12 protein-coding genes and 1 pseudogene are annotated in these 13,457 nt (G+C 45.1%); all 13 read right to left on the bottom strand.

The annotated features are described in order from the left end of the window. Positions 1-32 precede the first annotated feature (32 nt). Positions 33-1,565 (bottom strand): hypothetical protein, encoded by a 1,533-nt coding sequence (locus JO972_RS16210; RefSeq protein ID WP_309491134.1) that lies wholly within the window; start codon positions 1,563-1,565, stop codon positions 33-35. Between the two features lie 22 nt (positions 1,566-1,587). Continuing rightward, on the bottom strand, positions 1,588-2,499 hold the full coding sequence (locus JO972_RS16205) for a glycosyltransferase family 8 protein (RefSeq protein ID WP_309491133.1): 912 nt from the start codon (positions 2,497-2,499) through the stop codon (positions 1,588-1,590). Further along, entirely contained in the window at positions 2,496-3,386 is an 891-nt protein-coding gene (locus tag JO972_RS16200; RefSeq protein ID WP_309491132.1) for a sulfotransferase, read from the bottom strand. The genes JO972_RS16205 and JO972_RS16200 overlap by 4 nt, the downstream gene beginning before the upstream one ends. Next, positions 3,376-4,341 (bottom strand): glycosyltransferase family 2 protein, encoded by a 966-nt coding sequence (locus JO972_RS16195; protein WP_309491131.1) that lies wholly within the window; start codon positions 4,339-4,341, stop codon positions 3,376-3,378. The genes JO972_RS16200 and JO972_RS16195 overlap by 11 nt, the downstream gene beginning before the upstream one ends. A 45-nt stretch (positions 4,342-4,386) precedes the next feature. Beyond that, entirely contained in the window at positions 4,387-5,415 is a 1,029-nt protein-coding gene (locus JO972_RS16190) for a glycosyltransferase (protein WP_309491130.1), read from the bottom strand. 258 nt (positions 5,416-5,673) lie between these two features. Continuing rightward, entirely contained in the window at positions 5,674-7,074 is a 1,401-nt protein-coding gene (locus JO972_RS16185; protein WP_309491129.1) for an oligosaccharide flippase family protein, read from the bottom strand. 188 nt (positions 7,075-7,262) lie between these two features. Next, positions 7,263-8,126 (bottom strand): FkbM family methyltransferase, encoded by an 864-nt coding sequence (locus tag JO972_RS16180; RefSeq protein WP_309491128.1) that lies wholly within the window; start codon positions 8,124-8,126, stop codon positions 7,263-7,265. A gap of 127 nt (positions 8,127-8,253) precedes the next feature. Continuing rightward, positions 8,254-9,135 (bottom strand): sialate O-acetylesterase, encoded by an 882-nt coding sequence (locus JO972_RS16175; RefSeq protein WP_309491127.1) that lies wholly within the window; start codon positions 9,133-9,135, stop codon positions 8,254-8,256. Between the two features lie 206 nt (positions 9,136-9,341). Continuing rightward, positions 9,342-9,890 carry a serine O-acetyltransferase gene (locus JO972_RS16170; protein WP_309491126.1) on the bottom strand — a complete coding sequence of 183 codons (549 nt, stop codon included), beginning with the start codon at positions 9,888-9,890 and terminating at the stop codon, positions 9,342-9,344. A gap of 3 nt (positions 9,891-9,893) precedes the next feature. Further along, a complete protein-coding gene (locus JO972_RS16165) occupies positions 9,894-11,006 on the bottom strand; it encodes a glycosyltransferase family 4 protein (RefSeq protein ID WP_309491125.1) in 1,113 nt (370 codons plus the stop codon). Next, the gene (gene glf / locus JO972_RS16160; RefSeq protein WP_309491124.1) at positions 10,999-12,171 is read right to left on the bottom strand and encodes a UDP-galactopyranose mutase; all 1,173 of its coding nucleotides are present in this window, start codon (positions 12,169-12,171) and stop codon (positions 10,999-11,001) included. Before glf ends, JO972_RS16165 begins: the two co-directional genes overlap by 8 nt. Before the next feature lie 9 nt (positions 12,172-12,180). After that, complete coding sequence (locus JO972_RS16155; protein ID WP_309491123.1) at positions 12,181-12,939, bottom strand: WecB/TagA/CpsF family glycosyltransferase; 759 nt, start codon at positions 12,937-12,939, stop codon at positions 12,181-12,183. 35 nt (positions 12,940-12,974) lie between these two features. Beyond that, positions 12,975-13,457: pseudogene (locus tag JO972_RS16150) on the bottom strand (adenylyltransferase/cytidyltransferase family protein); the annotation flags it as partial.

Below are 13,457 nucleotides of genomic sequence, written 5' to 3'. Positions count from 1 at the left end.
TTAAGCCCGTGACACACTAAAGGTTAACAAAACTAACGTGTTGGAACAGCCCTCTCAAGTTCACTCGCATAGTCCTGATTAGCCTCAGATACTGCTGTCTCCAATTGCTGATCCTTCAAGCACAGGTAGCAGCCCATGGCCAAAGCAAACATAAGTGCCCATAGCAAATTAATTGGGAACACGAACATCGTTTGCCCGTGACCTATTGCAGTCGCAAAACAAGCAAGTGCCAAAGCAACGTAAATGCGGAATTGATTGCGTAATGGCCCTTTGGGCAAAGATGCATTTAATCGTAAAAATTTACGTGTAACAAACGCCCCCAACACCGCCATAACGCACATTGGAACATAGCCGAAACGCACAAGTAAGTTCCCGATCATCTCATGGACGGGGTGAGGTAGACTGGTTACTTCTTTTTCTGCAATCTTAAAGCCAAATGGCGTCCAAATATCTGAATCGGATACCACCTGGCGCATACTCTCAAGACGCCCATTGAAGGTGCCCAAGGTTGTTGCCTGAATCGTTGTATCACTTGTGTTAACATCTCGTGAGGCCTTCTCAATTCTATGCATCACGGCGTTATCGATCAAATACCCTGCGCTCAGGTAAAATAAAGCAGCCGCAACCACAGTCGAGACCCCGGCAACATAAATAATAAATTTCTTCATATGCAGGAGCGCAACTAAGCCTAAAAATATCACTCCTACCACCCAGCCAGTACGACCAAAGGTATAATACGCTGCTACCATAAACCCGTAAGCTAAAGGTAGAGACAGAAGAAGACCTTTTCTAAAGACTGCAAATTTACCATCAATTGTGTAAGGAACTAAGAGGTAACCAGCAATCAATGACATCATAATCGAGAGGCTAGAGGGGCCCGACAACGTAGAAATAGCACCTGGACGAACATCATAGAGCTGCCTGATCTCCTGAGAATATCCAGCTAGCAGATAATCCATAGTTATGTCCACATAACCATAATTCCCCTCGTAAATAGCTAGGGCCATGACTGGCACGTAAGAAACGACGAAGACAACCACACATTGTTTAATGAAAGTTGAATCCCTCATTAAACGGGGCACCGATACTAAGAGAAATGGATAGATAAAATAGTTCAACACATTTCCTAGGCTTCGAAGTCCAGATGCCGAAAGCGCTGGAACCAAACTCAAAACTGTCCAAATCACGCAGCATATGAAGATTTTTATTTCAAATTTAGTTTCCTTGTTAATACCACGTCGCCCCCAACTCAAAACAGTACTGAGGGTAATACCGCCAACAAGAAGTGGCGCAAAAACCAGAACAGAAGCAATATCAATTTGTGACACACTTTGCTCTAGAGTCGTGAATCTCTTCAACATATCCAGATAGCCAGAACAAATGATTAAGAATAGGATTCCTCCACGTGGACGGATGGCAGCTAGAATCACTCCGACAGCAGCAAAATATCGAAAAAAACCTCCTATCTTATTGGCATCGGTCGTAAACAATCCCATTGTCACGAACAGTGCTATCGCACCGCCAACTAACATGATAACGATCAGGCGTAATGATGAATTATTCATAATGAAATATGTGCTGTCTAGACTATTTACACGCAAAGAATGCACGTAGGCCCCGTATCTGCATGCGCCAGCGCAGCAACAAAGGCTTAACTCCACTGAAACTAGGGCGATACCCTCTCAAACTCGTCATATCAAGGTATTTATAGTACAGGCTTTTCAGTGGATGTCCGCATGAATATAGCCAGGGTTTCAATGAACTCGAGTAATGCACAATCACTGCATCTTCTTTCAAGCCCTTGAGCAAACCTTTCTTCATAGCCAATTTTTTTGGTGGGTTTAAATAAAATGCATTTTGCATATTATAGACCGGCGACAATCTCAGCCATTGACCAGCACATGCCTTATTCAAGGTATCCTGATCGTGAAGCACCAAGTGATTGCTCTCTTCAGCAATAATATTGAAATTGTTATTCACAAAAGCCTCTTCCCTGCACTTAACCAAGTTAAGTAGCAAAACCCCAGAATTAAAATAATCCCATTCTGGATTTAGCTGAAGTGTTTCCCATCGCTCAAAAAAAGGATTTGTTACAGCTGCCAAATAATTATCCTCTAGATCGCAATCAAACAATGACTTTAGATCCTTCTCGATTAGCAAGTCACAGTCTAAATACAATACCTCGTCCACCTCTGGAGGTAACAAGTTAGGTAACAAAATCCGGTAATAAGCCGCCAGTGAGATGTGGCCATGCGTAGGTGCATTTTCCGGTATATCCGTCTCTCTTACTGTGATAAAGTTCAGACTGATATCGCTACCACTTAAGACATTTTGTATAGACTCTCTAGCCGATAGTCCCATCCCAGCGGAAACAACCCATATGTGATAAGATCTAAGATCACAGCAGTTCTGACGCAAAGACGCCAAAGTAACACATAAATACGGTGCGTATAAGTCATCACAACAAAACGCGATGTGCATTTCTCTAAATTTACTCATTTCGACGTAATAGATCCTTGTTCCTGATATGTCCAATAGTTCGCAGGCTTACCGTATTTTACTAGAAAATCTCGCGATCTCTTTTCCAAAACGCGGCCTATGTACTCCAAACAATCATCAGGAATATCTATTTTAGGTGAAGGCGGAATTAATCCGTATCGATCTTTGAGCTTAAGAATCATCTCTCTCGGTAGTAATGCTTTAAGCCTACGATATCCTGGTATGTGTGTAATTGTTTTTGCCAACCAACAACGAAACCCTCTGCCATCTGACTTATTTGCAACCCAGTCCACATTGCTGTTTTTCCAGTTAACATCCACACCGATGTGCTCATAGCATTCTCGGAGAACAGCTTCTCCATCTGATGCCATATCCTCAAGAAAAACCACCTTGATCGCATCTTCTGAAAAGTACTCTAAATAGGCATCCAGCTGCCATTGATAGGACGATCCCTGGATAAGAAATGCGTTCAGTGCAGGATCATTAAGACTATCAGACAGCTCTTTTCCATCTGGGTATTGCTTTCGATACATTCTGTAGTGTGAAATCAAGCGTTTCACAGGATGTCGCACGATATAAATAAGACGGATGTCAGTATTGCATGCATAAATCCGTTCGGCTGTCTGTGGATGGTTATCACGTATGGTATAGCTAACACTCCCCTCACCTCGTGCCTTCGCACCATGCGCTTTAGCGTAGAGGCTGAAATATTGTTCAGGCCGGTCATGATAATAATCATCGTCTGAGAAGAACTTAGGCTCTTTCGGTGATGTAACGAATACCTCCGGATGCTCAGCAAGCTGATCACAGAGCGTAGTCGTGCCAGATTTAGCGGAACCAATGACAATGAATGTTGGCCCTTTGCTTAATTTAGAATTATCTGCCACTTCCGAGTAATCTCCGTCTAAGGTTAACACCTTTTTCAAAACCGAATAGTAAGGTCATGATGTTTAGCAGGTAGGGCTTACATAGTCCGAAATCATTGATACCTATAGTTTTTTGCTTTTCACTTGCCCATCTAAGCCAACCGTTCTCGGTTGTACCACATCGATAAGCGACTTCATGTAGTCTACGAGAAATAGCCACTTTAACACGCCTCGAATTCTCTTTATCCAAAAGTTTTTGTTGAATAATATCCCAAGCTTTAAACCGGCTATTCACACTAGAAATAGAACCTCGATTACCAACATGATCACCCGAATGCTTTCTTCTAACGAACCCACGTTCACCATCGAAATGCACCTTATCTCCCGCTAAAAGAATCCTCGCGAAAAACTCGCCGTCTTGATCAGCTTGCAGATCTTCAGTCCACTTTCCTACTTTTTCATAGAGTTCTTTAGAGATCAACCAGCAACCAGGAAAAAACCACTCGGAGTTAGACCACATTTCAACTAACAAATCCAAAGAATTATCATAATTGTGCCAGTGTCGCTTCATCTTGACGTTTTGGCAGTCTCCATTCTCATCAAGAATAGACCAGCCTGAAGTAGCAACATCATAAACATCTCCACCTTGAAGCAATTTCAACTGACTCTCCAATTTCCCATAGGCAATCAAATCATCCGAATCCAAAAACTGGAGGTAATCCCCAGAAGAATATTCCGCACCTAAATTCCTAGCACAATTACCATTTTGAGGTAGATGTGAGGCCTCAATCCACTTGATACGTGGATCAACAGATCGCAATTTATCGATTACGGACTTTGATTCATCATTTGAACCGTTATCCACGACGAGCACTTCCAATAGAATATTATCAGATACCCTTACAACGGATTTGATAGTTTCTTCAATACACCAACCTCGGTTGTAATTGGGAATAATGACACTAATGTAAGACATTAACTTATAATATTTGAATCTGGCAATATTGTTTATGATAGTCCATTACTGATTCCTCCCTGTAACCAAATTAACAAAATCAAGATAGAGCTTACCAATTCGTTGATGTCCTAATGCATCCAGATTTAGCTCGGTAGAAGATAGACCCCCTGACCATGTAAATACACTAGATAAAACTTTTGTAAAATCAGCTTGTCTAAAATATTTAAAACTTCCTCCACCCGTTAATTTGTCAAGTTCACGCATTACAGAGGTATCTGGTACAACTGCGCGCGAACCACAAGACAAGGCGTAAACGGCGGCCCCAGAATTCAATCCGGAAAAATAGGGGAGTACGACCCAATCAGCTGCTTTCACCTGAGTTTCCAATTCGTCCTCTGCAACATATTCAAGTTGCAACTGAATATTTGATGAATCACATGTCAAATCTATCAGTGTTTTTTTCATACCCTCTGATGTGTTACCACCAACCCATAAAGATGCACTTTCTGGACTTATTTTTAATTTAAGAAATGTTTCGATTAATCTATCGACACCCTTATACGGTTTTATATATCCAAAATAAGCTATTCTAGTTTCAGACTGGCTTAAGCCTAATTTCTTGCGAGCTTCATCTCTATTTAGCGAGCTTAGTTGCCGAGCGTAATCTGGATGAGGTATCGTAGCATGTTTTCGATTCGACGCCCAAGGATGCTCAATTAAAAACTCTTTTTTCCCACTGTCGGTGAGATGAACAAAACCTTCACTCTGTTTTAATGTTCTCACGTATAACCAGTGTGCAAAATTTGACTGTTTACTATGAGGCTTCAAGTTATGAACAGTATTGATTACTTTGATTTGGAATAAGAATTTAAGAAGCGGCAAGAATAGAAAATACCCCGCCATCATTAACCTTTTAGGTTTTTTTTCCCATCTCCATGCCTCAGGCCACTGAATATGGAGTATATCCGTTGAAAAAATCAGTTCAAATATAGAATTACCCGTAACACAAAAACCTTTATCATAAGCTACCTGAAAAAAGTTTTCGACATAAGGATTATCTTTTGATTCTGGGTAAATTCGTATCTTGCACATAATTGTATCCTTGTAGTTACGATAAATACGTAGTTTTATATATATAAATTAAAACAGCATCAAACTGTTTAAAAATCAACTGAATGCCAAATAACATTAGGTGAACTGATAATTGTACACATGATCTATATGTCAAATCGGAACTACTCATATTAACTAATATATCCTAAGACCAAAAACGCTAATCACGTCATATATTCTATTTTAGGAACTGCATCACAGTTACCCACAGGGATAGAAACACCGTGTCATTTGCAATTAACTATTTACATTAATTCTAGCCTTGAACCAATAACCAAACCAGCACCAAGTAATAGATACAGTAACAACACCAATAATGATAATATCAATCCCTATCTTAGTCCACATAGAAAATCCCGATGTTATAGGTTGTACCAATAATCCAATAAGTGGAATTAGCCACAAACACACTGTATTCTTAAACCATTCTGTCACATTGCCGCCCAAACAACGTATTGAAAAATGCACCCCGGGAAAGACCATAATTGCATTTGAAAGGAAATAGCTGACAGCAACACCTTGTATCCCATATGGTAACCCTATAATAAATCCAAAAATAACCACTATAGTGTTAGCTATTCCATATAAAAATCGCTGGTCATTTTTCCCAGCAATATCGTAGCAATTGCCCAGCGGGGTAGTGAGGCATTGAATCATACCGAGCGGGGCAAACCAAAACAATAAGTCAGCTACTTCCTCCCAACCGGGACCTAGGTAATAGTGAATGATAATAGCACGTTCTAACCAGATCAGGCTCATCAGTGGAAATGCTACTAGACCAATAATTTTCAAAAAACTAAATAGTTCATTTCTACAATCAGCAGGGTCATTCTGCTTTTTTGCCATATAGGGAAGTATAAGAGGGTTCAAAGTCGAGACGACTTGATTTATGGGAAGCATCATCATACGGTAGGCGTTGGAGTAAATCGCCAATCCGTCTGTTCCTATAAATTTCCCAATCAAAACATCATCTAACCGTCGTGCCCAATAGTTAATCAAATTGAATCCAAGGAGACCTCGTGTGTATACCATTATTGATTTAATCTGATTTTTTCTCCATTTCATACTTACTGGCCGAGAAATAAGCGTTAAAATCAACAACTGTATAAGACTCGAAGCAACAGATGCTATAGGAAAAGTCCAAAGACCAGCACCATAAAGCAGTAAACCAATCGATATAGCAATGGAAAATACAGCTGGTGTAGAAGTTGTAAAAAATATTGCTCTAAACCGAGTATCTCTCCGCAACTCGGCACTGTAGATACTATTCAATCCGCCAAAGGCGTAAACTAAAGAAATGGGCAAAAAAAGTTTCCAGTGTTCGCTTATGCCAAGAAAAATAGTAACAGGTATCGATATAATAATAAGAACAACTCCAGACACAAAACCTAACAAAAGACCACACAGGCGAGCCATCCCTCGTTGTTCAATACCGTAATTTTGATGACGAACTACGTATGGAGTTAGTCCTCCATCTTTCAAGATCGAAACGAAACCTATAACCACTTGAATCAGAGCCCAAGTTCCAAGCTCATTCTTGGTCAAAGTTCTCGCCGCTAATGGCAGGACTAAAAAAGGTCCTAATAGGCCAACAACCCTACCCAAGATTACCCAACTACTATCGCGAATTTTACTCAAAATCAAGTATTTTTACTGATAAAAGAAAATGCAATAGAACACTGATTAAAAATATACATCTAAGTATTCATCTAGTTATTGATTACAATCATTCCACATTAGTAATACAAGCTATATACATGTAATTTAATTATATTTAAAATTCATAACGACAACTTACTCTCTTACCTACTTGCTTACTTTGCATTTCACACCCTCCGCTTTTCTTCTTCAAGAAACAATCTCACCTTTGATACGAATTCGTCTTCTGATTCAAAATGCACAAAGAAAAAGTTGTTCAAGTAACCAAAAAACGATCTGGATTCTAGTTTGCTAATATCCTGATCACGTGCAGCGTCAAACTCGCTTATTTCTATAAGACATAATGATGCAGGGTTAATATAGTATCCACTATATCCTAAGTTCTCTAAAGTTGAAAATATTTCAGTAATAGGAAATGAATGGTGACGACTCTCTATCTCAATTAGAATTAGTGGCTTAAATTTTTTTAATGTCGAAGTTGCTCCTTCAATGAGCTCTAGCTCATGCCCTTCGACGTCTACCTTCATAAAACCTATCCTGTCTAGCCTCAATGAAGCTACGACTTGATCCAATGTCGATACATCGATTGTTATTTTTTTTGCCCCACTTTGGTTTGGCTCGATATGGTTATTTAATGTTGCACGTGTATCATAATAATCTCCATCTATGCATGGTATTCTAATTACTTGACTAGAACATTCATTTGATAATGCCAATTTATATATATTAGCATTTTTAAATTTGCACCTTAGGTTCTCAAACAAATGCGGAAGAGGCTCAAATATATATAAGTTTTCTTCCCCAATAGTATTTTTTAACATCTCGCTGTAAATCCCTGTATTCGCTCCAATATCGAACATGGGATAATTAATACCAATATGATTCAGAACATTTATTTCTGGATCATAGGGAAGGTTTTCCGTAATTGGCTTTAATAAGTTCTTATTTCTATCTCTTGAGTGTTTATACGATATGATAAATTTTGGTAAAATTACCTTTAGCATATTCAAAGCTATTTTTCTGAATTTCATGATTAGTGTCCTACGATTGGATTATTGTTACAGTATAGTAATAAACTGTTCCTGTGGATATTTTCACACTGTTAATCAGTCATCGCTATTAATTAGCGATTGACTTTTACGTTTTGACGGGATGCCATCAAAAATTATTTACATCCTTAAATATCTCAAAGGTTCCCTCACCAAGCATCATCATGCCAGCATTTGAATAATGCACATTGTTATCCCTGCAATACATGGCGGTATTTTCTGGTCCGCCCAACGCATTGGAATCATACACATAAGTATCCGCTAGTGCAGCCGTGCTACCTGAGTCAGTGGCTAATGAAAGTTGTTTTTGATAAACGGCATCCCAGCCAGCATCAGGCGTGGTTTGGCGAGGCATGAGGTGCAAGTTGTTCAGGGTTTGGATGTATAACTGAACCTGGTTCCCATACTTATTCCTTATGGATGTGATGAAGCTCGTCCAGCTGACATCCCAAGTTCCACTGGTATCGGTATCTCTTTCCCCTTGGTTAACGACCACTGCTTTTAATTCGCCCGTGGTATAAGGATGGGTCTCAATCTGGGTGATCAGAGCATCGAGGGCATTTTGAAATTCGACATTCCGTTTTTGACCACTCTTCCATTCCCAAGAAGCCCTTCCTCCCAATCCTGTCTGAACGAAGGCAAAACGCCGTAGAGCACCAGCACGGTAATCGCTGGCATGCAGAGCATTGGCAAACTCCCAGCAGCTGCCTATTGGTTTACCGGAGGTAATGGCGTTGGTGACGCTAGTAAACAGCTCAGATGCGCCTGCAGAGGTATCTGCATTTCCTTGGGCAAAGCTGAAATAATAAGGAAGGTCGGTAGTGGAATAAGGAGCCGAATTACGCGGTGTGTGCAAGGTGTTGCTTTGGCCGGTGAATGCAATGATGGGCACTCGGTCTAATGATTTAACTCGGTAAAATTTGGCCGGTGCCGTCATGTTACCCACTAGGGGGCTCGTCGGCTGAGGATCGACATCCACCCAAGTTTCCATGTCCTCGGAAACCTGCAGGATGCCTCCTGAGTAGCTCAGGCTGTAGCTGGACGCACTTGTTTGGCTAAGTTCAATGGTTGGGCATGCTGTGAGGACACCCAGACACAGAATAACCGCCAGTGTATTCAACAAACAAAATCTTACCATAGCCTCTTGTTAAGGGTCTCATTTTTAGAGGTCAATGAAATTGCACGCTGATTGTTAGATTATAATTTTACCCCTGGGTTACCCACCATTGTAGCTTGCTCTGCGACATCCTTGGTAATCACACTGGCAGCGCCAATCGTAGCACCGTCGCCAATTTTAATCCTTCCCAAAATGATGGCTCCGGCACCGATATTGACGCCATCGCCAATTACAGGGCAGCCATAGATATCTGTGTCGGTTTTATTGCCAATGGTGACGCCATGGCGGAGGGTGCAGTTCTTCCCAATGATCGCACGGTTATTCACCACCAGACCTTGTCCATGGTGAACCGTGAGGCCTGCACCAACACGGGTGAGAGGAGGAAGTTCCACCCCCAAACTCCACTCCACATACAGGCGATACCAAATGATGTAGGGGATGCTGAGGTAATAGAGCATCTTAGGCCCCCGGCGCAGGTAGGAACTCAAACGGAATAGGAAAACTATCACCTTTCCCTTGGGGTTCCCCGCATTCGCCTGCATGTCTGCCCTTAGAGTCTCCCGAAAACCTAATTCGGGTTTCCAGGTGAGAAAGGCGTCCTGCTCGGCCTGTTGATCGTATTCAGTCATCCTTTAAGATTCTGCTAATGCTGCGGCAAACACCTCGCCCATTTTCTGTAAATGAGCCTCTGTGGTGAACTCTTTCAGGTAGCGATCTCGTCCATTGCTGCCCAGACGTTGTCGTAGATCAGGATCAGAGGCTAGCTGCACGGCGGCTTGGCTGATTTCCTGACGGTTCTGCGGCTCTACCAGTAATCCGGTGACACCATGCTCGACTTGTCCGGGAATACCACGCCAGTGCGTAGCGAGAACGGGTAAACCTGCAGCCATGGCTTCCAAGGTCACCAAGGGTTGGTTTTCCGAGGCGTAGTAGCTTGGGAAGAAAAAAACATCCGCCGTCAAGAACGCCGCCCATTTCTCATCGCCCTTGCAGATTCCAAGAAACTCAACCGGATAATCCATCTCTGCAGCCAGCGAACGGAGCTCCTGCTCGGTCTCGGCATCAGGGAAAGCTCCCATCACCTTGAGACTCACAGGGTGCTTCTGCGAATGGCTCTCATTCAGAGCGTAGATGGCATCGAAAATACCTTTGTCTCGATACAGATTGCCAACAAACAAGAAGGTGGTCGTTTTCGTCCCATCTCTTTGGTGGGCGACTACTTCAGCCGGAACATCCACGCCATTCGGCACCACCAGCTCCTTGGCCGCCCCAAATGAAATCCCCGGAGCTTCCACATGAGGTGTCAGAGCAATGCTCCAGGCACCACGTCCATACATCAGCTTCCCAAGGAAATGCCTCAGTGGGTTCGCTCTCAGGAAATCTGGAAGTCCTCCGGCGTGGTAGTGCAGAAGCACGCGATCAAAAAACGGGCGACAAAGGATTAAAAACACGACATCGCGAACAAAGGGCACCAGCGAGGCACTGGTGGGGGTGTAATACATCACTCTGGCTCCCGTCTGCCGCCTTAGCTTCCAACATTTCCACACTAGCGTAAACATATGCAGCACCTTCTTCAGACTCGGCTTGCCAATCTCATCGATTTTGTTGCTGTAGCGGATCGGCAATCGTGCCACCCGCAGCGGCGACCAATCATGATCGAAAAGCAGGCCGGTGGCGATGGACTGCCCATGAAATGGCGGTGGCGTGAGCCCCACCAGGAGTAGCTCTGCTTGAGGTTCAGGCATAGGTTTTGCAAATTTTCTCCGCCTCTTTCAGGGCCATGCCGACGACTTGGTCCATGTTGTAATACTTGTAGGTGCCCAGGCGACCGATGAAGCTGGTGTTTGTCTCGGCTTCGGCGAGGGTTTTGTATTGCTGATAGAGCGCTTTGGAATCGTCGGTGGGAACCGGGTAGTAGGGCTCGCCGGTTTCCTCGAAGTCTGCGGGGAATTCTTTGACGATGGTGCTGTTAGACGTGTCCTGGCCGGTGGCGTGTTTGATCTCCACGATGCGGGTGAAATCAACCTCGGTCGACGGATAGTTCACCTGCATTTCCGGCTGCCAGTGGCCCGGCTTTCCAGCGATGGCTTCGCGATCGCGCAGTTGCTCGGCGTTGAAACTCTGATGCTGGAACTTGAGAGAGCGGTAGGGAAGTGGGCCGTGGCAGTGGTCGAAGTAGGCATCGATGGGGCCGGTGTAGACCAGGTGTTTCCAGCGGAATAGCTCCTTGGCCTGATCGAGCGAGGTGCCGAGCCTGAGTTCCAAACCGGGCGTGGCGGCGAGCATGTTTTCAAATAAAGCTGTGTAGCCGTCGGCCGGAAGTGCTTGGAAAGACTCGCGCAGGTAGCGGTCGTCACGATTGGTGCGGATGGGGATGCGACCGCAGACGCTGGGATCGAGATCGCGCGGATGTTTTTTCCACTGCTTGATGGTGTAGCCTTTGAAAAACTTCTCGTAGAGGTCCTTGCCGACCTGGGAGGTGATGACCTCTTCGGAGTTCTTCGGATCATCGATTTTCTCCCGGGTGTCCTCCATCCACTGACGAAACTCCTCGGCGTCCGACGCTCTGCCGATGAGCTGCTCAAAGGTGTTCAGGTTGATGGGAAAATTCCAGTAGCGCCCTTCGGTGTAGCTTTTCACCCGATACTCCACCGGATGCCAATCGGTGAATTGACTGAGATACTCGACGATTTTTTCCGAGTTCGAGCGGAAATAATGCGGTCCGTATTTGTGCACCAGGACACCGGCATCATCGTAGTAGTCGTAGGCATTGCCACCGATGTGATCGCGCTGCTCGACCACTGCGCAGGTCCAACCGAGCTCATTACTCAATCGTTCCGCCGTGACTAAGCCGGCAAATCCGGCACCGACGATTAAAGCGTCGACTTCTTGTTGTGCTGAAGACTCCATCGGATGCTGCTATTCAAAAAGTTGATACCTGATGAAGAGACTGTTGTAGGTGAAGTAGCGTTTCCACAGTCGTCTGGGCTCGCAGATGACGCGGTAAAGCCATTCGGTTCCCGTCTTCTGGAACAGTCGGGGTGCTCGTGAGATTTCACCCGCGTGAAAGGCAAAGGCGGCTCCCACGCCGTAGTAGCACGCCGGTGGTAGCTGCTGCTTGTTTTCAGAAATCCAACGTTCCTGCTTCGGACATCCGAGCCCCACCCAGACGTGGGAAGCTCCGGACTCGGTGATCTTCTGGCAGATCCGCTCGAACTCATCCGCTGGCCATTCGCCAAATGGCGGCGAGTAGCTCCCGGCGATGCGCACCCCCGGCACCTTCTCAGGCAGTGTCTCAACGAGTTTTTCCAAAGTGGTTTCCGCACCTCCTAACAAAAAGTGGCTCTGCCCACCTTTCTCGGCGGTTTGGCGCATCGTTTCTTGCATGAGATCGGCGCCGCAGACGCGCTCAGTGAGTCGATCTTCCTCGGGCAGCTCGCGGTTGACGCTCCAGAGCACCGGCATGCCATCGGGGCAGACCATGTCAAAACGACTCATACATTCTCCAAACTCAGGCTCGTGACGGGCGCGGGTGACCACATGGACGTCGGCCGCCTCGATGGCGTAGGCTCGATCACCCCGGTCTGCCCAGGCAATCACCTGCGCTGCAGCCGATTCCTTGGTGACCACGGCGACGGGTGTTCCGAGAACGCGGAAAGATTGAAAAGGAGTCGGCATGATGGGGATGTCGTTGGACGGAAAAGTGCTCGGCCTCAAATGCAGTAGGGCTCGACGGCTTTGAGGTCGGGCGTGCTTGCGAGCGCAGCTTTTCGGTCCGATTCTTTTTCGAAAAGGTAGAGCGCGTAGCCTCCGTGGCCTCCGCCACTGTATTTCCTAGCAATGCTTCCGGCGATTTCCGGCAGGGGTTCCATGCCTTCCTCGAGCTGCACTCCGTGGTAAACTTGGATGCCCTCGGCGAGCTTGTGGATGTCTTCGTTGAGGACACCCTCCCGTGCGAGGTGGCCGGAACGCTCGATGGTAGCGTAGTCGCGGTCGTCGTCGGCGAAGCTTGGGGTATCGTGTTCACCTTGGGTCCAGAGGATGGCCATCTTGCCCGTGAGCATGTCGCCATTGCGTTTGAAATCGAGCACCGGCCGCTGACCGCTGCGCCAGACACAAAGACCGGTTTCGCGGATCACGGCGGGGTCTTGCCAGCCGACGCCGAGGTCGAGTTCGGAGTCGACGCCGTCCTCACC

Source organism: Oceaniferula flava, from assembly GCF_016811075.1.
GTDB lineage: Bacteria > Verrucomicrobiota > Verrucomicrobiia > Verrucomicrobiales > Akkermansiaceae > Oceaniferula > Oceaniferula flava.
The sequence above is the reverse complement of the archived record's forward strand: the minus strand, read 5'-3'. Positions and strand labels throughout refer to the sequence as shown.